A 17,637-nucleotide genomic window follows, 5' to 3' on the forward strand; every position below is an offset into this window, starting at 1 on the left:
CCCGCCGAGGTCCCGGCGGGCACCGGCCCGGTCTACGCGGGACGCGCCGCGGCGGCGCCGGAGCGCGCGTCCGCGGCGTGGCCGATGACGGCGGCGTTCGGCGCCGGCGGAGCGGTCGCCCTCGCCGGCGTCGCGCTCGGCTACCTGCTCGGCCGCCGCGCGCGCCGCTGAGCCGCGCGCTCTCCTAGCTGACGGCGACCAGGTCGACGACGAAGATGAGCGTCTCGCCCGGCTTGATCGCCGGGCTCGGGCTGCGGTCGCCGTAGGCCAGGTGCGGCGGGATGACGAGCTTGCGGCGCCCGCCGACCTTCATGCCCTCGATGCCCATGTCCCAGCCCTTGATGACGCGGCCGGAGCCGAGCTCGAAGTCCAGCGTCGAGCCCCGGTTCCAGGACGCGTCGAACTCCTCGCCGGTGGACCAGGACACGCCCACGTAGTGCATCGACACCTGCGAGCCCTTGGCCGCGGCGGGGCCGTCGCCCTCGGTGATGTCGGTGATGTCGAGGTACTGCGGCGGCTGTCCCTCGGGGAAGTCGATCTCGGGGCGTTCAAGCGCCATGAAAGGGCTCCAGCATTTGTCGTCCGATGGAAAAAGCTCAGCCTAGCCCCACGCGCCTTCACGAAAGAACGACGCGCCCGTTGGCAGATTGCGACGGTTTCCCTGGTGGCCGCCGTCCGGTAGACCCTTCACCATGGCGAGGCGGCTGCGGATCGGGATCGACACGGGCGGGACGTTCACCGACGTCGTCGCGCTGGACGAGGGCGGCGGGCTCACCACCACCAAGACCCCGTCCACGCCCGCCGACCCGGCCGAGGGCTTCGCGGCCGGCGTCGCGAAGGTGCTGCGGCTGCTCGGCGCCGGGCCCGAGGACGTCGCGGCGCTCTCGCACGGCACCACGGTCGCGACCAACCGGCTCCTCGAAGACCGGATCGACGACCTCGGGTTCATCACCACCGAGGGGTTCGAGTCGGTCCTGGAGATCGCGCGGCAGAGCGTCCCGGACGGCTACGGCAACAGCTACTTCTGGGTGAAGCCGCCGCGGATCGTCCCCGTGCACCGGGTGCGGGCGGTCGGCGGGCGGCTCGACCACACCGGCGCGGAGATCCGCCCGTTCGACGAGGCGTCGGCGGTCGCGGCGGCCCGCTGGTTCCGCGAGCAGGGGATCCGCGCGATCGGGGTGTGCTTCCTGCACTCCTACGCCGACCCGTCGCACGAGCTGGCGATGCGGGACGTCCTGCGCCGCGAGCACCCGGACGCCGTCGTGTCGCTGTCGTGCGAGGTGCTGCGCGAGTACCGCGAGTACGAGCGGTCGGTGACGACCCTCGTGGACGCCGCCGTCAAGCCCGCGATGAACGGCTACCTCGCCCGGATCGCCGAGCGCGTCGCGTCCCGCCTGCTGGTGATGAAGAGCAACGGCGGCGTCCTGTCGGCCGACGAGGTCGCCCGGCAGCCCATCACGACGGTGCTCTCGGGCCCGGCGGCGGGCGCGCTGGGCGCGGCGTTCGTCGTCGCGCACAGCGGGCACGGCTCGGTCGTGACCCTGGACGGCGGCGGCACGTCCACCGACGTCGCCGTCGTGCTGGACGGCGAGCCGACCCTCACCACCGAGGGCGCCATCGGCCGCCACCCCGTCAAGATCCCGATGATCGACATCGTGACGGTCGGCGCGGGCGGCGGCTCGGTCGCGTGGCGCTCGCCCGAGGGCGCGCTGAAGGTCGGCCCGCGCAGCGCGGGCGCCGACCCCGGCCCGCTGTGCTACGGGCGCGGCGGCGCCGAGGCGACGGTGACCGACGCGCACGCCGTCCTCGGCCGCATCCCGCCGCACCTGCTCGGCGGCGAGGTCCCCCTGGACGTGGACGCGGCCCGCGCCGGCCTCGGCGCGCTCGCCGCCGACCTCGGCCTCCCGCTCGAACGCGCCGCCGCCGGCATCCTGGAGATCTCGGCGTGGAACCAGGCGAACGCGATCCGGCAGATCACCGTGAAGCGGGGCCTGGACGTCCGCGACTACCCGCTCGTCGCGTTCGGCGGCTCGGGGCCGCTGCTCGCCTGCCGGCTGCTGGACGTGCTCGGCCTGCCCGCCGCCGTCGTCCCGGAGAACCCCGGCAACCTGTCCGCGTTCGGCCTGCTCACCGTGGACGCGAAGAACGACTACGTGCGGACAAAGGTCGTCCGGGACGCCGAACTCGACCCCGCGCTGCTGCGCGACGGCTACACCGCCCTGGAGGCCGAGGCGTCCGCCGCGCTGGCCCGCGAGGGCTTCCCGGAGGGCGACCGCCGCTTCGCCCGCTCCGCCGACCTGCGCTACTACGGGCAGGCGTTCGAGGTGCGGGTGCCCGCGCCCGCCGGGACCCCCGGCGAGGCGTTCCGCGCGGAGGTCGTCCGCCGGTTCCACGACGCCCACGAGGCCCTCTACGGCTACTGCTACCGCGACGACCCGCGCCATCCGGTCGAGTGGGTCAACCTGCGCGTCTCCGGCATCGGCCCGATCGAGCGCCCGCGCCTGGCCGAGCGCCCGCCGGGCGACGGCGACCCGTCCCGCGCCCGGACCGGCACCCGGCGGGTCCACTTCGACTCCTGGCAGGAGACGCCGATCTACCGCAGGGAGAAACTCGTCCCCGGCGACCGGATCGAGGGGCCGGCGATCATCGAGGAGTTCGGCTCCACCGTCCCGCTGCACCCCGGCTTCACCGCGCGGCTCGACGGCTACGGCAACCTGGTGGTGACGCGATGACCGACCCGATCCTGCTGGAGATCGTCGAGGGCACCCTCGCCTCGGTCGAGCGCGAGGTGGAGACGGCGATCGCCCGCACCGCCCGCTCGCCGATGATCCGCGACGCGCACGACTTCCGCGCCGGCATCCACGACCGCCGCCTCCGCAAGCTCACCGGCCGCTCCTACTCGGCGCTCGTCCAGCCGATCGCGCGGGACTTCCCCCTCGGCGGCATGCGTCCGGGCGACGTGTTCTTCCACAACGACGTGTACCTCTCCGAAGGCGGCATCGGCCACCTTCCGGACCTGTGCGTCACGGTGCCGGTGTTCCACCAGGACGAGGTGGTCGCGTTCGTCCAGGCGTTCGGCCACCACGACGACATCGGCGGCGCCGTCCCCGGCTCGATGCCGAGCCACGCCCGCAGCGCGTTCGAGGAGGGCCTGATGGTCCCGCCGATCAAGCTGTGGGACCGGGGCGTCCCGAACGAGGCCGCCCTCGCCATCATGACCCGCAACTCGCGGATGCCCGACTCCCTCGCCGGCGACCTCGACGCCGAGTGCTCGGCCTGCCTGATGGGCGCCCGCCGCCTCGGCGAGCTGTTCGCCCGCTACGGCCGCGCCGCCGTCGAGGACTGCTTCGACGCGATCATCGACCGCACCACCGAGACGTTCCGCCGCGAACTCCTCGCCAAGATCCCGGACGGCACGTTCACCTGGGAGGACTACGCCGAGCACGACGGCGTCGACCCGCCCCGCCTGCACGCCCAGCGCATCACCCTCACCGTCGACAAGGCGGCCGCCGTCCCCCTCGTCATCGACTTCACCGGCACCTCGCCCCAGGCCAAGGGCCCCATCAACCACGCGGGCGACTACGCCGACGGCGTCTTCCTGAAGAAGTGGCTGGCGCCCGTCCTGCGGAACCTGGCCGACACCCCCGAGCGCGCCGCCGAACTGGACGTCAACGAGGGCGTCGTCCCCCTCATCGAGATGCGCTTCCCCGAGAAGGGCACCCTCCTCACGCCCGTCTTCCCGGCCCCGACCAACGCCCGCACGTTCGTCATCCTGCGGCTCCTCGGCGTCCTCGCGGGCGTCCTGGCGAAGGCCACGAACGGCCGGATGCCCGCCGACCAGGAGACGATCCGCTACACCGGCGTCTACGGCGAGGACGACCGCGGCCCGTACCTCATGCGCGAGGTCCTCGGCGGCGGCTCCGGCGGCCGCTACTACGCCGACGGCGAGGACACCATCCACGTCGTGCCCGACTCCCGCAACATCCCCGCCGAGTTCGCCGAGGCCCGCTGGCCGTTCATCGTCGAGCGCCTCGGCCTCGCCACCGACTCCGGCGGCCCGGGGGAGCACCGGGGCGGCCTCGGCTACGACAAGCACATCCGCATGCTCCGCGACGCCCACTACATGTCGATCGCCGACCGCTCGATCCTGTCCTGCTGGGGCGTCAACGGCGGCCGCGCCGGGCGCCCCTTCCGCGTCGACATCGACGGCGAGGAGATGGACGGCCTCGTCGACGACCACCCGGTCAAGGCGGGGCAGACGATCCGCATCCGGACCACCGGGGGCGGCGGCTGGGGCGACCCCCTGAACCGCGACCCGTCCCGCGTGGCCGCCGACGTCCGCGACGGCAAGGTCTCCCTCGAAGGAGCCCGCGACGACTACGGCGTAGTGCTCACGGACGGCGAAGTGGACGACGAGGCCACCACGACCCTGCGCGCGCGCCTGCGCGCCGACCGCGGCCCCGTCCCCTTCTTCGACCGCGGCCCCGGCTACCCCCACCTCTCCGGCGGCCTCACCTCCGCCGACGTCGACACCCTCGGATCAACGGGTGATGAAGGGCTGTAGGGCGGCCTGGTAGTCGGCCATCGAGGGATAGGTCTCGACCTCGTGCCGGTCGTAGGGCGGCTCGCCGTAGGCGAGCTTGGCTGGGGCGCATTCGCCGACACCGGCGAGGCCCGTCAGCGTCCGCCTGCCGACCCGGCGGCCGGTGCGGGCCTCGTAGACCTCGAGGCGATGGCGGCCCTGGAAGGTCTCGAAGCGCAGCCCGCCCTCGTACATGCACACCTTGATCGGCTTGTCCGAGACGCGGCCCGCCGGGTAACTGCACGCCACCAGCTCCACCTCGTCCGGCGCGGGCCGCTTCGCGCCCACGCCCGCGGTCGCGTACTGCGGACGGCCCGCTCCCTCACGGAAGAACACCAGCGGATGCGGGCCCGCCCCATCATGCTTCGCGGCCCGCTCGAAGGGACGGTCCTGGCGCCAGCACAGCCGGGCGAGATCCTGCAGCTGCTCCGGCCGCTCCCCGAGGACGGCGCGGACGAGCCACGGCTGCACGATCCAGCCCACCAGCACGAGCACCGCCATGCCCGCCGCCCCGGCCACCAGCCGCGGACGGAGCGACGCCCGCACCGGCCCCCGGCGCTCCACGGCCCTGCCCAGATCCCGGGACGCGTTCACCGGGCCGACGAACACGGACCGCTCTTCGGCGCCGTCCGTCCATGCCAGCCGCACGACCCGCCGCTTCGGGCCCAGTCGGGCGTCGTCAGCGACTCCCACGGGACGGCGGTGGAGGCGTCCCGCGCCCACACCAGCAGACCGTCCTCGCACACGGCGAACCGGTGCCGCGGCCCGTCCACCGGCCCGAAGCGGACCCAGCAGGCCAGGCCCGCCCACACCAGCGCGGGCAGCAGCAGGACGAACCGCCAGTCGAAGGCGGCGGCCACGCCCGCCGCCATCGCGAAGCCGAAGACCCAGGGGACGAGGTCGGTCCAGTCGGGCCGGCCGCGGTGCTGCCGGTGCACGCGCCGCACGGCGCCCAGCCCCGCCTCGGCGGCCCGCCCCGACATCGCCCGACGCAACCGCCTCACCGCTCGGGTTCGCGGCCGGCGGCGGGACCCCACCGATCCGCGCCGAGCATCATCGGCCGGGTTCGGCCCGCAACTCGGCGAGCCGCTCCGCCGCGCCCCGGTGCCCCTTCTCGGCCGCCTTGGCGAGCCAGGACTCGCCGTCCTGGAGGTCGCCCGCCTCCAGCTTCAGGCGCCCCAGGTTGGCCATCCCATCGACGCTGCCCGTGTCGGCGGCGCGCCGGAACCACCCCTCGGCCTCCGCGTGCTCACCCTGGAGGACGTGCTGGACGGCGAGGTTGTTCATCGCGATGTCGACACCGGCTTCGGCCGCGCGCCGGTACCAAGCCATCGCCTCATCACGCCGGCCGGTGCGGCTGAGGAGCGACCCCAGGTTGTTCATCGCCAGCGCGTGACCCGCTTCGGCCGCCCGGCGGTACCAGCGCTCCGCCTCGTCCGGCTCCGGTACGGACCGCCCCAGCTCGTACATGGCCCACAGGTCACCGGTTTGGGCGGCGCGCTCAAGCCACGTCCGGGCGTCGCCGTCCTCCCCGGCCTCCCAGGCGAGCCACACCATGCACTTGACCGCGGCGAGGTCGCCCTCCTCGCCGGACGGGCGGAAGTACCGCCCGGCTGCCTCGACCATCCCGAACTGGGCCAGACGTGAACACCACAGGGACGCGGCGTCCTCGTCGTCCTCGGCCGCCGCCTGCCTCAGCGCAATCTTCGCCGCCGGACCGATCCCGTGCGCAAGGCCGTCACCGCTCATGACGCCAAGCTACCGACCGAGATCACACGGTCATACCGATTTCGCCAGACCCGTCCGCTCCACTTGGGGTCGACCGAGTCACGCCGCCGTCGGCCCGGCTCCGGATCCCGCTCAGGACGGCGTCGAGCAGCCGGCCGAACTGCGCCGCGGAGCCGAAATCGTCCTGCAGCGGAGCGAGGGCGGCCATCGTCGGGTACTCGGCCGGGTCCATGGCGGACATGTCGGCGGGCGCATCGGGGCCGCGGTCGCGCCGGTGACTAAAGGGCGGGCTTGGTAGCGCGCAGGGAGTACATCAGGGGGATGCGGGGGTGGCCCTCTGGGAGGCGGTAGGTGGTGCCGTGGCGTTCCAAGATGGAGAACCGCTGCCAGAGCGTGTAGTCGTGCTCGTGCAGGAAGTCGATGCGCAGGCCCTTGGTGGTCAGGGCCGTCACCACTTCGCCCAGGCCGTGAGCGAACTCGATCGAGCGGGTGTGCTGGACCAGGGCCTGCGGGTCGGCGTAGCTGCCCATGTCCGGCTCGTCCCAGATCTGGGGGCCGTCGGCGAAGTAGTCATAGGTGAGCGTGCGGCCTTCGCGGTCGTCGAGCGTGTCGGCGAACGGGTGGAACTCCGCCAGGTACAGGAACCCGCCCGGCTCCAGCAGTGACGCCACGACTCCGGCCCAGCGGTCGATGTCGGGCAGCCAGCACAGGGCGCCCAGGCCCGTGTAGACGATGTCGTAGGTCTCACCGAGGACCGCTGGCGCGTCGTACACGTCCGCTACGGCGAAGCGGGCCGTGAGACCTGTTTCGTCCGCCACCGTGCGGGCGGCCTCGATGGCCTTCTCGGAGAAGTCCAGGCCGGTCACCTGGGCGCCCCGGCGGGCCCACGAGAGGGTGTCGAGGCCGAAGTGGCACTGCAGGTGAACGAGCCGCCGCCCCGTGACGTCTCCGACCTCGGCCGTCTCGAAGTCGCGCAGGGCCTGGCCGCCGGCCTTGAACCCGGCCACGTCGTAGAAGTCGCTGGCCAGGTGAATCGGCACCCGCTCGTCCCACAGCGCCTTGTTCGTCGCCAGATACTCGGCATCCGTCATGGCCAGAGCATAGGCCGAACTGATCGCCGGAACGGGTCAGTGGGGTGTGAAGCGGTGGGGGGTGAAGGTGGTGCCGTCTATGTGGAGGTCGCAGCGGGGTTTCGTGTCGTCCTTGGTGAAGAACTCGGTTTCGCGGGCGGTCCACTGTTCCCAGGCGTCGGCGTACTCGACGCCGTCGCGGGCTAGGGCGCGGGCCTGGCGGACGCCGTAGGGGGCGTCGATCCAGATGCGGTAGGCGGCGGGGGAGCCGGCCCAGGCTGAGCCGACGCCCTCGACGATGAGGACGGGCGGCGGCGGGATCTCCTCCTCGGGGCCGTAACCGTCGCGGTGCCAGTCGTAGCGGCGGAGCCGGGCCGGGCGGCCCGCGCAGAGGGGGTCGAGGACGGCCTCGCGCAGCGGTTGCCACCAGGTGAGCGGGTCGGCGTCCCAGGGGACGCGGAAGTCGTCGGAGCGGACGATCGGCGCGCCCACCAGGGCCTCCGCGAGGTGGCCGGCGAACGTCGACTTCCCGGCGCCGCTCGGGCCGTCCACCGCGACCAGGCGCGCCGGGCCGCAGGACGGCGGCAGGACGAGCAGGCGCGCGGCGAGCGCGGGGTAGGTCATCGCGGAAGGCGGCACGGACGGCATACTTCCAGGTGCCGTACCCGCGAAGGAGGACGTCCTTGCCCGGACCGCTCGAAGGCGTCGTGATCGTCGACCTCAGCCGCGTGGTGGCGGGCCCGCAGGCCACCATGGCGCTCGCCGACCTCGGCGCCCGGGTCATCAAGGTGGAGCATCCCGGCGGCGGCGACGAGACCCGCGGGTGGGGGCCGCCGTTCGCGGGGGACGAGCAGGTCAGCACCTACTACCTGTCGATCAACCGGAACAAGGAGTCGGTGACCCTCGACCTGAAGTCGCAGGAGGGCGCCGGCGTCCTGGCCCGGCTGGTGCGGCACGCCGACGTGCTGGTGGAGAACTTCCGGCCCGGGGTGCTCGACCGGCTCGGGTTCCCCGTGGAGCGGCTGCACGAGCTGAACCCCGGCCTGGTCGTCCTGTCCATCACCGGGTTCGGGCACGGCGGGCCCGAGGGCGGGCGGCCCGGCTACGACGCGATCGTGCAGGGCGAGGCGGGGATCATGAGCGTGACCGGGCCGCCCGGCACGCCCAGCAAGGTCGGTCTCTCGATCGCCGACATCCTCGCGGCGCACAACGGGGTCGCCGGGGTGCTGGCCGCGCTGTACGAGCGCACGAGGACCGGGCGCGGGACGGTCGTGCGCACGTCGCTGCTGGCGTCGGTGGTCGGCGCGCACATGTTCCAGGGCACGCGGTGGACGGTCGCGCGCGACGCGCCCGAGTCGGTCGGGAACGACCACCCGTCCATCGCCCCGTACGGGACGTTCCGCTGCAAGGACGGGCAGATCCAGATCGGCGTCGCCAACCAGGGCCTGTGGCGCCGGTTCGCGCCGCTCGCCGGGCTCGACCCGGACGACCCGCGCTACGCCACGATCCCGGACCGGGCGGCCCGGCGCGCGGAGCTGACCGCCGACATCGAGCGCGCGCTCGCGGCCGACACGCGGGACGCGTGGCTCGCGCGGCTGGACGAGGCGGGCGTCCCCGCCGGGGCGATCCGGTCGATCGACGAGGTCTACGAGTGGGCGCAGACCCGGTCGCAGGGCCTGGTCATCGAGGTCGACCATCCGCAGCTCGGCCGGATCGAGCTGCCCGGCCCGCCGCTGCGGTTCGACGGGGCGCCGCCGCGCGAGCACACCGCGCCGCCGCTGCTCGGCGAGCACAACGACGCGGTCCTGGCCTGGCTGGACGAGATGGAGAGGGGCGAATGATGGACCTGCTCGGCGAGACCGGCGGGCCGGTGCGCGTCGCGGGCCGGGAGCTGGCGCGGGACGAGCTGCTCGGCCGGGCGTCCGCGGTCGCCGCGGAGATCCGGGGCGCGGACGCCGTGGCCGTGCACGCCACGGCGTCGCTGGAGACGGTCGCGGCGGTCGTCGGGGGCCTCCTCGCGGGCGTCCCGGTGGTGCCGCTGCCGCCCGACTCCGGGCCCGCCGAGCGCGCCCACATCCTCGGCGACTCGGGCGCGAGCATGATCCTCGCCGCGGGGAGCACGGAGCCCGCGCCGGGCGAGCCGCCCCTGGTTCCGGTCGACCGGCTGCCGCGCGGCGGAAGCGGCGGCGGCGCCGTCCCCGCCGGCGCGACCGCGCTGATCCTCTACACCAGCGGCACGACGGGCGCGCCGAAGGGCGTGCTCATCTCGCGGAGCGCGATCGCCGCCGGGCTGGACGCGCTCGCCGAGGCATGGGCGTGGACGCCCGGCGACGTGCTCGTCCACGGGCTGCCCCTGTTCCACGTGCACGGCCTGGTCCTCGGGGTGCTCGGGGCGCTGCGGGTGGGGTCGCCGCTCGTCCACACGGGACGTCCCAAGCCGGAGCTGTACGCGGCGGCCGCGCGGGACGACGGCGGCAGCCTGTTCTTCGGCGTCCCCACGGTGTGGTCGCGGACGGCGGCCGATCCCGCGACCGCCGAGGCGCTCCGCGGGGCGCGGCTCCTCGTCTCGGGCAGCGCGCCCCTGCCCGTGCCCGTCTTCGAGCGGCTCTCCGAGCTCACCGGGCACCGGCCCGTCGAGCGGTACGGCATGACCGAGACCCTCATCACGGTCAGCGCGCGCGCCGACGGCGACAGGCGCCCCGGTTATGTCGGCATGCCGCTGCCCGGCGTCGAGACCCGCCTGGTCGCCGAGGACGGCAGCGCCGTCCCGCACGACGGGGAGGCGCCCGGCGAGCTGCACGTCCGCGCGCCGCTGCTGTTCAAGGGCTACCTCAACCGGCCCGAGGCCACCGCGGAGTCGTTCGCGCCGGACGGCTGGTTCCGCACCGGCGACATCGCGACCATCGGCCCGGACGGCTGGCACCGCATCGTCGGCCGCGCGTCCACCGACCTCATCAAGAGCGGCGGGTACCGGATCGGCGCCGGGGAGATCGAGAACGCGCTGCTCGCGCATCCCGCGGTCCGGGAGGCGGCCGTCGTCGGCACCCCGCACGACGACCTCGGCGAGCAGGTCACCGCCTACGTCGTCGCCGACGGCGTCGGCGCGGACCAGCTCATCGGGTTCGTCGCCGAGCGGCTGTCGGTGCACAAGCGGCCCCGCGTCGTCCACCTGGTGGACGCGCTGCCGCGCAACGCCATGGGCAAGGTCGTGAAGACCCGCCTCGGCGAGCTCTAGGGCAGCACCTCCGCCAGGACGGGCCGCACGAGGCCGCGCGCGAACGACTCCGGCAGGTCGGGGCCGTCCTCGCCCTCGGCGAAGTAGTGCAGGAACCCCTGCTGGAAGCACGCCCCCATGAGCAGCGCCGCCACCGCCTGCGCGTCCGCGCCGGCGGCGACGCGGCCGAGGCCGCGTTCGGCGTCCAGGTACCGGGCGAGCGCCCGCACCGGCTCCCGCGGCCCCGCCCCGTACTTGCGCAGCGACTCGCGGGTGGCGTTCAGCAGCGCGGGCTGCGCCGCCATCGACGCCATCATCGGGAACGCCCGCCGGTAGAAGCGCAGCGCGCCGTGGACGACCGCGACGAGGTTCGACTCCACGGTGCCCTCGCCGGGGACGGCCATCGAGGCGAACGGCGGCATCCGCTCCTTCAGCACGCTCAGCATCAGCTCCTCCTTGTCGCGGAAGTGCTTGTAGAGCAGTGCCTCGGAGTAGCCGGACGCCTTCGCGATCTCCTTGGTGGTGGCGCGGGCGACGCCGTGCCGCCGCATGACGTCCGCCGCGGCGTCCAGGATCCGTTCCCGCGCGCTCAATGGGGCCCCCTTGACAGGTGAGTGAACGCTCACCACGATAGAGGTTAGTAAATACTCACTCACCACAGGGGGCGACCATGAGGATCACGATCTTCGGGGCGACCGGAGCCACCGGCCGGCTCACCGTCCGGCGGGCGCTGGACGCCGGGCACCACGTCACCGCCGTCGTCCGCGACCCGGCGCGGCTGCCGTCCGAGCTGCGCTCCTGCGCGGAGGTCGTCCAGGCCGACGTCATGGACCCGGCCGCGATCGAGGAGGCGGTCAAGGGCGCCGACGCCGTCGTGTCCGCCCTCGGCAGCCGCGAGGGCCGCGCCCCGACCAGCGTCTGCGCGGACGGCGCCCGCAGCGTCCTCGCCGCCATGGACGCCGCGGGCGCCGACCGGTTCCTGCTGGTCAGCGCGTCCGGGCTGCACGCCGGGCCGGGCGACGACCCGCTCACCCGGTTCGTCGTCAAGCCGCTCGTCCTGCAGCCGCTCCTCAAGCACGCGTTCGCCGACATGCGCGCCGCCGAGCGCCTGGTCCGCGCGTCGGGGACCCGCTGGACGATCGTCCGTCCGCCCCGCCTCACCAACGGCCCCGGCAACGGCCGCTACCGCAGGGCGGTCGAGCGCAACGTGCTCGGCGGCGCCTCCATCGCCCGCGCCGACCTGGCCATCGCCCTGCTCGACCAGCTCGCCGACGACTCCACCGTCGGCCGCGCCGTCAGCGTCGCGAGCTGAGGGACGTGACACCTGTCATGCCGATCGCCTGACAGGCGCCGCCGGAACCGGTGACAGCGGCTCCTACCGGCCGCCGCGCCAGGCCGCGAGGCTGGGACGCATGGACGATCCAGCCATCACCGCCACCGGCCTCCGCCAGCGGTACGGGGACTTCGAGGCCGTCGCCGGCATCTCGTTCGACGTCGGCGCGGGCGAGCTGTTCGCCCTCCTCGGCACCAACGGCGCCGGCAAGACGACCACGCTCGAAACCCTGGAGGGGCACCGGCCCGCCCACGCGGGCACGGTCCGGGTGCTCGGGCACGACCCGTACCGGGAGCGCCGCGCCGTGCGCCCGCGCATCGGCATCATGCTCCAGGACGGCGGCTTCTTCGCCGATCTCACCGTCGCCGAGACCGTCGAGCACTGGCGCGGCTTCACCCCGGCGGCGCGGCCCAAGGACGAGGCCATCGCCATCTCCGGGCTCGCCGCCAAGGCCGACGTGCGGGTGCGGCAGCTGTCCGGCGGCCAGAAGCGCCGCCTCGACCTCGCCCTCGCGCTGCTCGGCCGCCCCCAGGTCATCTTCCTGGACGAGCCCACCACCGGCATGGACCCCGAGGCCAGGCAGGCCACCTGGACGACCGTCCGCGACCTGGTGGCGGACGGGACGACCGTCCTGCTCACCACCCACTACCTGGAGGAGGCCGAGCACCTCGCCGACCGCCTCGCCATCATGCACCGGGGCCGGATCGAGACGTCCGGGACGGTCGGCGAGGTCGTCGCCGGGCACGGCGACCGCATCCGCTTCCGCGTCCCGGAGAGCCTCCAGGTCGCCGAACTGCCAGACCTGCGCGGCGCCCGCGCCGCCATCACCGTCGACGGCGGCCGCACCGTCGCCTCCTACACCGTCACCGACACCGGACTCCAGGCGGGCCTGTACGACCTGCTGCGCTGGGCCGACGACCAGCGCGTCCGGCTCGACGGCCTGGAGGCGCGCAGCGCGTCCCTCGAAGACGTCTTCCTCCGCACCGCCGAAGGAGCGGCCCGATGAACCCGTCCGCCCTGCTCAGCGTCGCGCGCCTCGACGCCACCCTGCTCTGGCGCAACCGGACGGCGATGTTCACCGTCTTCGGCCTGCCGGTGCTGTTCGCCGCGATGCTCGTCCCGATGAAGGGCCAGGAGATCGGCGGCGTGGACGGCGCCCTCCTCCAGGGCACCGGCCACCTCGGGTTCTTCCTCGTCTTCGCCGTGTTCATGAACCTCGTCAACGTGTTCACCGCCCGCCGCGAGGACCGCACGCTCAAACGGCTGCGCGGCACCGCGCTCTCGGACGCCGAGATCACCGGCGGCAGCGTGCTGACCGCGACCGCCATGTACGCCGTGCAGGCCCTCGCGCTGCTGATCGCGCTGGGCGCCGCGTTCGGCGGCCGGTTCCCCGCCGACCCCGTGCTGCTGCTCGCCGGGCTCGCCGGCGGCGCCGCCGTCTTCGCGCTGCTGGCCTTCGCCGTCTCCGGCCTCACCCCGAACGCGGAGCTGGCGCAGCTCACCGTGCTGCCGATCATGTTCGGCTGCATGCTCGGCGGCGGCGTGATGTTCCCGCTGGAGGAACTGCCCGGCTGGCTCCAGCAGGTGTGCCGGGCCGTCCCGCTCAACCCGGTCGTGGAGATCGTCCGGACCGGGTACTTCGGGCGCGACTTCGTCCACCACGGCGCCCCGCACCCGCCCCTCGGCATCGTCGAGGGGTGGGCGGCCTGCGTGCGGCCGTTCCTCTACCTGGTCGTCTGGGGCGTCCTCGGCCGCGCCCTCGCCGCCCGCTGGTTCCGGTGGGAGCCGCGGCACGCCTGACCGGCGTCTACGCTGCGTTGAGAGGAGGAACGGCACATGACGGTCGCCACCACGGCGGATCTCGAAGAACAGGACACCCGCAGGCTGGAGCGCTACCGGCGGGTCACCTACCGCTCGTTCATGTTCGCCGCCGTGGGCTTCGCCGCGCCGCTCGTCGCCGGGCTCGGCTCCGCCTACGCCGGCGGCGACGTGGGCGCCCCCGTCGCCGCCGCCGTGCTCGCCGGGTTCGGCGTGCTCGTCTGGTACTACCACCGGCTCGTCCGGACGGGCCTGGAGGGCGGCGCGTCCCGCCGCGACATCGCCGGTGGCGGCGCCGTCGCCGCCGCGCTGAGCCTGATGCTCCTCGTGAGCCCCTGGTTCACCATCGTCCCGGTCTTCTGGCTCTCCGCCGTCGTCCTGACGCCGATGGGCCGTAGCCGAGTCGCCGCCCTCTGCGCGGCCACCGGCGCGTACAGCGGCGCGGTCTCCACCGTCGCCGCCGACCGCCTCGACACGCACGGGTCGCTGCCCTGGTACGCGGTCTTCCCGATGCTGTTCGCGCTCTACACCGCGGTCTGCGGCGTGGTCGCGTTCGTCAACATCTACCAGCGCCGCATGTGGGACATGCACCGCGAGACCCACGCGGCCCGCGACGCCCTCGCCCGGCTCGCCGTCACCGAGGAGCGGCTCCGCTTCTCCCGCGACCTGCACGACCTGCTCGGCCACAGCCTGTCGCTCATCGCGGTGAAGAGCGAGCTGGCGATGCGGATGGCCGGCACCGACCCCGAGCGGGCCGGCGCCGAGATGGCCGACGTCCGGCACGCCGCGCGGGAGGCGCTGCGCGAGGTGCGGGCCGCCGTCAGCGGGTACCGCGCCGTCGAGCTGGACGCCGAGCTGGCCGGGGTGCGGGCCGTGCTGGAGGCCGCCGGGGTCCGCTGCGAGGCCGGCGCCCCGCCGGACGGGCTGCCGTCCGAGGTCCGCTCCGTGCTCGCCTGGGTGATCCGCGAGGGCGCCACCAACGTGATCAAGCACAGCGAGGCGCGCCGCTGCACGATCTCGATCACCGCCTACGGCGGGTCCGTGGTGCTGGAGATGCTGAACGACGGCGCCCGCGCGGCCGACGGGCCGGGCGGCTCGGGCCTGACCGGGCTCGCCGAGCGCGCCGCCGTGCTCGGCGGCGAGGTCGCCTTCGGGCGGCGCGGCCGCGACGGGTTCCTGCTGCGCGCGGCCGTCCCGCTGCCCGAGCCCGGCGACGGCGGCGGCGCCGTGCCCGCCGCGGCGCCCGCCGGGAGGGGAGCGTGATCCGCGTCCTGCTCGCCGACGACGAGCACCTCATCCGCGGCGCCGTCGCCGCGCTGCTCGGCCTGGAGGCCGACCTGGAGGTCGTCGCCGAGGTCGGCCGCGGCGACGAGGTCGCCGCCGCCGTCGCCGCGCACGACCCGGACGTCGCCGTCCTCGACATCGAGATGCCGGGCGCGGACGGCCTCTCCGTCGCCGAGGACCTGCACGCCGCCGGCGCCCGCTGCGCGGTGTGCATCCTCACGAGCTTCGGCCGCCCCGGCTACCTGCGCCGCGCCATGGCCGCCGGGGTCCGCGGCTTCGTCGCCAAGGACGCCCCCACGCAGGAGCTCGCCGCCGCCATCCGCAAGGTCCACGGCGGCGGCCGCTACCTGGACGCCGAGCTCGCCGCCGGCGCCATGGCCGCCGGCGACAACCCGCTCACCGAACGCGAGCGCGAGGTCCTCCGCCTCACCGGCACCGGCGCCGGGACCGCCCGCATCGCCGCCGCCCTGCACCTGTCCGAGGGCACCGTCCGCAACTACCTCTCCACCGCCATGGGCAAGCTCGACGAGTCCAACCGCCTCGCCGCCGTCCGCACCGCCGAGCGGATGGGCTGGATCTGACGCCGTTACCCTGGTCGGCGTGGGTGAGCCTCTCGTAGCGCGCATGCAGGGATTCGGCGAGACGATCTTCGCCGAGATGTCGGCCCTCGCCGTCCGGACCGGGGCGATCAATCTCGGCCAGGGCTTTCCGGACGAGGACGGCCCGGCCGGCGTCCTGGACGCGGCGGTCGAGGCCATCCGGTCGGGCGGGAACCAGTACCCGCCGGGGCCGGGCGTGCCCGAGCTGCGGGAGGCGGTGGCGGCGCAGCGGCTCGGCCGGTACGGGCTGGAGTACGACCCCGCGACCGAGGTGTACGTGACCGTGGGCGCCACCGAGGGCATCGCCGCGTCCGTCCTCGCGCTCGCCGGGCCCGGCGACGAGGTGATCGTCTTCGAGCCGTATTACGACTCCTACGCGGCCGTCGTCGCGCTCGCGGGGGCTGTGCGCAGGCCCGTCACGCTGCGGCCGGTCGAGGGCCGGTTCACCTTCGACCCCGACGAGCTGCGGGCGGCCGTCGGGCCCCGCACGCGCGCGATCCTGGTGAACTCGCCGCACAACCCGGCGGGCACCGTCTTCACGCGGGACGAGCTGGAGGCCATCGCCGGCGTGTGCCGCGAGCACGACCTGGTCGCCATCACCGACGAGGTGTACGAGTACCTCACCTTCGACGACGCCGAGCACATCCCCCTCGCCACGCTCGACGGGATGCGGGAGCGGACGGTGTCGGTGTCGTCGGCCGGCAAGTCGTTCTCCGTCACCGGCTGGAAGACGGGCTGGGTGACCGCGCCCGCGCCGTACGTCAGGGCCGTCCAGACGGTGAAGCAGTTCCTCACCTACGCGGTCAGCGCCCCCTACCAGCGGGCCGCCGCGTACGCGCTGCGCAACGAGATCCCGTGGGTGGAGGAGCTGCGCAAGTCGCTCCAGGGCAAGCGCGACCGGCTCATCACCGGCCTGGAGGCCGCCGGGTTCACCGCGTACCGGCCGCAGGGCACCTACTTCGTGCAGGCCGACATCCGGCCGCTCGGGTTCACCGACGGGATGGAGCTGGCCCGCGCCCTGCCGGAGCGGGCGGGCGTCGTCGCGATCCCGACCCAGGTGTTCTACGACCACGCCGAGGCCGGGGCCCACTTCGTCCGTTTCGCGTTCTGCAAGAAGGACGAGGTCATCGACGAGGCCGTGGAGCGCCTCGCCCGGCTCCGCTGAGAAAACGGCGCCGCCCCTGTAAACGGGGCCGCCCGTCCGGGATTACGTCACGACAACCGATCCCGACGGGAGGTACTCGTGGATGATCCCGGATCACCCGCCTGTACGACGAGAACCACCGGCGCGTCCTCGCCTACGCGCTCACCCACGCCGAGCCGCACACGGCCGAGGACATCGCCGGCGAGACGTTCCTGATCGCCTGGCGGCGGCTGGACGACGTCGGGGACCCGCCGCTGCCGTGGCTGCTCGGCGTCGCCCGCAACCTGCTGCGCAAGCAGCACGACCGGCGCCGCCGCGGCCACGCCCTCACCGACCGGATCCGGGCGCTGACGACGCCCGCCGACCTCGCGGCCTGGGACGTCGCCGAGCACGTGGTGGAGCGCGAGACCGCGCTCGCGGCGGTCGCCGCGCTGCCCGAGCGCGACCTGGAGGTGCTCGCGCTCGTCAACTGGCACGGACTGGAGCCCCGGCAGGCGGCGCAGGTCATGGGCTGCTCGGCGCCCGCGCTCGCCGTCCGGCTGCACCGCGCCCGCAGGCGCCTCGCCCGCGCCCTGGACACCGCCGCCGCCCCGGCCGGCCCCCGCCCCGCCCCCGCGGTCGCCGAGGAGGCGGCCCGGTGACCACTGGAGACACGATGCCCGACACCGCGTTCCGCGCGCTCAAGCCCGCCGCGCTCGACGAGCTGGCCGAGGACGGCCACGCGCGCCGCCGCGACGCCGACCTGGCCCGCGCCATGAGCGCCGCCGCCGCGCCGCGTCCGCGCCGCCGCGTCCGGCGGCCCGTGGTGCTCGTCGCCGGAGGCCGCGGCGGTGTTGCAGAAGGTCACTAGCTTTTCGTAGTGGCC

The 17,637-nt window shown here is 74.4% G+C and carries 20 protein-coding genes; 12 read left to right on the forward strand and 8 right to left on the reverse strand.

Going from position 1 to position 17,637, the window contains the following annotated elements:
* Positions 1 to 184: 184 nt before the first annotated feature.
* Entirely contained in the window at positions 185 to 559 is a 375-nt protein-coding gene (locus tag AB0K34_RS42185) for an FKBP-type peptidyl-prolyl cis-trans isomerase (RefSeq protein WP_301177096.1), read from the reverse strand.
* A gap of 133 nt (positions 560 to 692) precedes the next feature.
* Between AB0K34_RS42185 and AB0K34_RS42190 the strand changes: the two genes are divergently transcribed.
* Positions 693 to 2,732 (forward strand): hydantoinase/oxoprolinase family protein, encoded by a 2,040-nt coding sequence (locus AB0K34_RS42190; RefSeq protein WP_364554302.1) that lies wholly within the window; start codon positions 693 to 695, stop codon positions 2,730 to 2,732.
* Positions 2,729 to 4,564: a hydantoinase B/oxoprolinase family protein gene (locus AB0K34_RS42195; RefSeq protein WP_301177098.1), complete on the forward strand. Its 1,836-nt coding sequence runs from the start codon at positions 2,729 to 2,731 to the stop codon at positions 4,562 to 4,564. The genes AB0K34_RS42190 and AB0K34_RS42195 overlap by 4 nt, the downstream gene beginning before the upstream one ends.
* On the opposite strand, the gene AB0K34_RS42200 is transcribed toward AB0K34_RS42195, so the two are convergent.
* The 6 genes from AB0K34_RS42200 to AB0K34_RS42225 all read right to left on the reverse strand — a co-directional run bounded on the left by AB0K34_RS42200 (position 4,541) and on the right by AB0K34_RS42225 (position 8,019).
* Positions 4,541 to 5,230, reverse strand: a complete 690-nt coding sequence (locus AB0K34_RS42200; protein WP_364554303.1) for a hypothetical protein — start codon at positions 5,228 to 5,230, stop codon at positions 4,541 to 4,543. The genes AB0K34_RS42195 and AB0K34_RS42200 overlap by 24 nt on opposite strands.
* The gene (locus AB0K34_RS42205) at positions 5,173 to 5,565 is read right to left on the reverse strand and encodes a hypothetical protein (protein ID WP_364554304.1); all 393 of its coding nucleotides are present in this window, start codon (positions 5,563 to 5,565) and stop codon (positions 5,173 to 5,175) included. Before AB0K34_RS42205 ends, AB0K34_RS42200 begins: the two co-directional genes overlap by 58 nt.
* 70 nt (positions 5,566 to 5,635) lie before the next feature.
* Entirely contained in the window at positions 5,636 to 6,331 is a 696-nt protein-coding gene (locus AB0K34_RS42210; protein WP_364554305.1) for a tetratricopeptide repeat protein, read from the reverse strand.
* A gap of 22 nt (positions 6,332 to 6,353) precedes the next feature.
* A complete protein-coding gene (locus AB0K34_RS42215) occupies positions 6,354 to 6,542 on the reverse strand; it encodes a hypothetical protein (RefSeq protein ID WP_138639712.1) in 189 nt (62 codons plus the stop codon).
* Between the two features lie 46 nt (positions 6,543 to 6,588).
* Positions 6,589 to 7,401: a class I SAM-dependent methyltransferase gene (locus AB0K34_RS42220; protein ID WP_364554306.1), complete on the reverse strand. Its 813-nt coding sequence runs from the start codon at positions 7,399 to 7,401 to the stop codon at positions 6,589 to 6,591.
* A 36-nt stretch (positions 7,402 to 7,437) separates the two neighbouring features.
* Positions 7,438 to 8,019, reverse strand: coding sequence for a hypothetical protein (locus tag AB0K34_RS42225; RefSeq protein WP_364554307.1), 582 nt, complete (start codon positions 8,017 to 8,019; stop codon positions 7,438 to 7,440).
* A 44-nt stretch (positions 8,020 to 8,063) separates the two neighbouring features.
* Here AB0K34_RS42225 and AB0K34_RS42230 point away from each other — a divergent pair, with 44 nt between their 5' ends.
* Together AB0K34_RS42230 and AB0K34_RS42235 are read left to right on the forward strand one after the other, a co-directional pair.
* Positions 8,064 to 9,221: a CoA transferase gene (locus tag AB0K34_RS42230; RefSeq protein WP_301177103.1), complete on the forward strand. Its 1,158-nt coding sequence runs from the start codon at positions 8,064 to 8,066 to the stop codon at positions 9,219 to 9,221.
* Positions 9,218 to 10,615 carry an acyl-CoA synthetase gene (locus tag AB0K34_RS42235; RefSeq protein WP_138639717.1) on the forward strand — a complete coding sequence of 466 codons (1,398 nt, stop codon included), beginning with the start codon at positions 9,218 to 9,220 and terminating at the stop codon, positions 10,613 to 10,615. The genes AB0K34_RS42230 and AB0K34_RS42235 overlap by 4 nt, the downstream gene beginning before the upstream one ends.
* Here AB0K34_RS42235 and AB0K34_RS42240 read toward each other — a convergent pair.
* Positions 10,612 to 11,187, reverse strand: coding sequence for a TetR/AcrR family transcriptional regulator (locus AB0K34_RS42240; RefSeq protein ID WP_301177104.1), 576 nt, complete (start codon positions 11,185 to 11,187; stop codon positions 10,612 to 10,614). The genes AB0K34_RS42235 and AB0K34_RS42240 overlap by 4 nt on opposite strands.
* A 77-nt stretch (positions 11,188 to 11,264) precedes the next feature.
* Between AB0K34_RS42240 and AB0K34_RS42245 the strand changes: the two genes are divergently transcribed.
* From AB0K34_RS42245 to AB0K34_RS42280, 8 genes are all read left to right on the forward strand, one after another.
* On the forward strand, positions 11,265 to 11,906 hold the full coding sequence (locus AB0K34_RS42245; RefSeq protein WP_364554308.1) for an SDR family oxidoreductase: 642 nt from the start codon (positions 11,265 to 11,267) through the stop codon (positions 11,904 to 11,906).
* A 100-nt stretch (positions 11,907 to 12,006) separates the two neighbouring features.
* Positions 12,007 to 12,933 carry an ABC transporter ATP-binding protein gene (locus AB0K34_RS42250; protein WP_364554309.1) on the forward strand — a complete coding sequence of 309 codons (927 nt, stop codon included), beginning with the start codon at positions 12,007 to 12,009 and terminating at the stop codon, positions 12,931 to 12,933.
* On the forward strand, positions 12,930 to 13,727 hold the full coding sequence (locus tag AB0K34_RS42255; RefSeq protein ID WP_364554310.1) for an ABC transporter permease: 798 nt from the start codon (positions 12,930 to 12,932) through the stop codon (positions 13,725 to 13,727). The genes AB0K34_RS42250 and AB0K34_RS42255 overlap by 4 nt, the downstream gene beginning before the upstream one ends.
* A gap of 36 nt (positions 13,728 to 13,763) precedes the next feature.
* On the forward strand, positions 13,764 to 15,008 hold the full coding sequence (locus AB0K34_RS42260; protein ID WP_364554311.1) for a histidine kinase: 1,245 nt from the start codon (positions 13,764 to 13,766) through the stop codon (positions 15,006 to 15,008).
* Positions 15,005 to 15,610 (forward strand): response regulator transcription factor, encoded by a 606-nt coding sequence (locus AB0K34_RS42265; RefSeq protein WP_301177108.1) that lies wholly within the window; start codon positions 15,005 to 15,007, stop codon positions 15,608 to 15,610. The genes AB0K34_RS42260 and AB0K34_RS42265 overlap by 4 nt, the downstream gene beginning before the upstream one ends.
* Positions 15,611 to 15,629: 19 nt before the next feature.
* Positions 15,630 to 16,793, forward strand: a complete 1,164-nt coding sequence (locus tag AB0K34_RS42270; RefSeq protein ID WP_138639724.1) for a pyridoxal phosphate-dependent aminotransferase — start codon at positions 15,630 to 15,632, stop codon at positions 16,791 to 16,793.
* A gap of 101 nt (positions 16,794 to 16,894) precedes the next feature.
* Positions 16,895 to 17,413 carry a sigma-70 family RNA polymerase sigma factor gene (locus AB0K34_RS42275; RefSeq protein WP_364554313.1) on the forward strand — a complete coding sequence of 173 codons (519 nt, stop codon included), beginning with the start codon at positions 16,895 to 16,897 and terminating at the stop codon, positions 17,411 to 17,413.
* The gene (locus AB0K34_RS42280) at positions 17,410 to 17,622 is read left to right on the forward strand and encodes a hypothetical protein (protein ID WP_364554312.1); all 213 of its coding nucleotides are present in this window, start codon (positions 17,410 to 17,412) and stop codon (positions 17,620 to 17,622) included. Before AB0K34_RS42275 ends, AB0K34_RS42280 begins: the two co-directional genes overlap by 4 nt.
* The last annotated feature ends 15 nt before the right edge of the window (positions 17,623 to 17,637 follow it).

This window comes from Actinomadura sp. NPDC049382 (assembly GCF_040677125.1).
Lineage (GTDB): Bacteria > Actinomycetota > Actinomycetes > Streptosporangiales > Streptosporangiaceae > Spirillospora > Spirillospora geliboluensis.

What these genes read in the sequence shown, in the direction of transcription:
- AB0K34_RS42255 (WP_364554310.1), top strand. Translation starts at nt 12,930, where the DNA reads ATGAACCCGTCCGCCCTGCTCAGCGTCGCGCGCCTCGACGCCACCCTG.
- AB0K34_RS42235 (WP_138639717.1), top strand. Translation starts at nt 9,218, where the DNA reads ATGATGGACCTGCTCGGCGAGACCGGCGGGCCGGTGCGCGTCGCGGGC.
- AB0K34_RS42245 (WP_364554308.1), top strand. Translation starts at nt 11,265, where the DNA reads ATGAGGATCACGATCTTCGGGGCGACCGGAGCCACCGGCCGGCTCACC.
- AB0K34_RS42190 (WP_364554302.1), top strand. Translation starts at nt 693, where the DNA reads ATGGCGAGGCGGCTGCGGATCGGGATCGACACGGGCGGGACGTTCACC.
- AB0K34_RS42205 (WP_364554304.1), bottom strand. Translation starts at nt 5,565, where the DNA reads ATGTCGGGGCGGGCCGCCGAGGCGGGGCTGGGCGCCGTGCGGCGCGTG.
- AB0K34_RS42220 (WP_364554306.1), bottom strand. Translation starts at nt 7,401, where the DNA reads ATGACGGATGCCGAGTATCTGGCGACGAACAAGGCGCTGTGGGACGAG.
- AB0K34_RS42250 (WP_364554309.1), top strand. Translation starts at nt 12,007, where the DNA reads ATGGACGATCCAGCCATCACCGCCACCGGCCTCCGCCAGCGGTACGGG.
- AB0K34_RS42195 (WP_301177098.1), top strand. Translation starts at nt 2,729, where the DNA reads ATGACCGACCCGATCCTGCTGGAGATCGTCGAGGGCACCCTCGCCTCG.
- AB0K34_RS42260 (WP_364554311.1), top strand. Translation starts at nt 13,764, where the DNA reads ATGACGGTCGCCACCACGGCGGATCTCGAAGAACAGGACACCCGCAGG.
- AB0K34_RS42210 (WP_364554305.1), bottom strand. Translation starts at nt 6,331, where the DNA reads ATGAGCGGTGACGGCCTTGCGCACGGGATCGGTCCGGCGGCGAAGATT.
- AB0K34_RS42185 (WP_301177096.1), bottom strand. Translation starts at nt 559, where the DNA reads ATGGCGCTTGAACGCCCCGAGATCGACTTCCCCGAGGGACAGCCGCCG.
- AB0K34_RS42215 (WP_138639712.1), bottom strand. Translation starts at nt 6,542, where the DNA reads ATGGACCCGGCCGAGTACCCGACGATGGCCGCCCTCGCTCCGCTGCAG.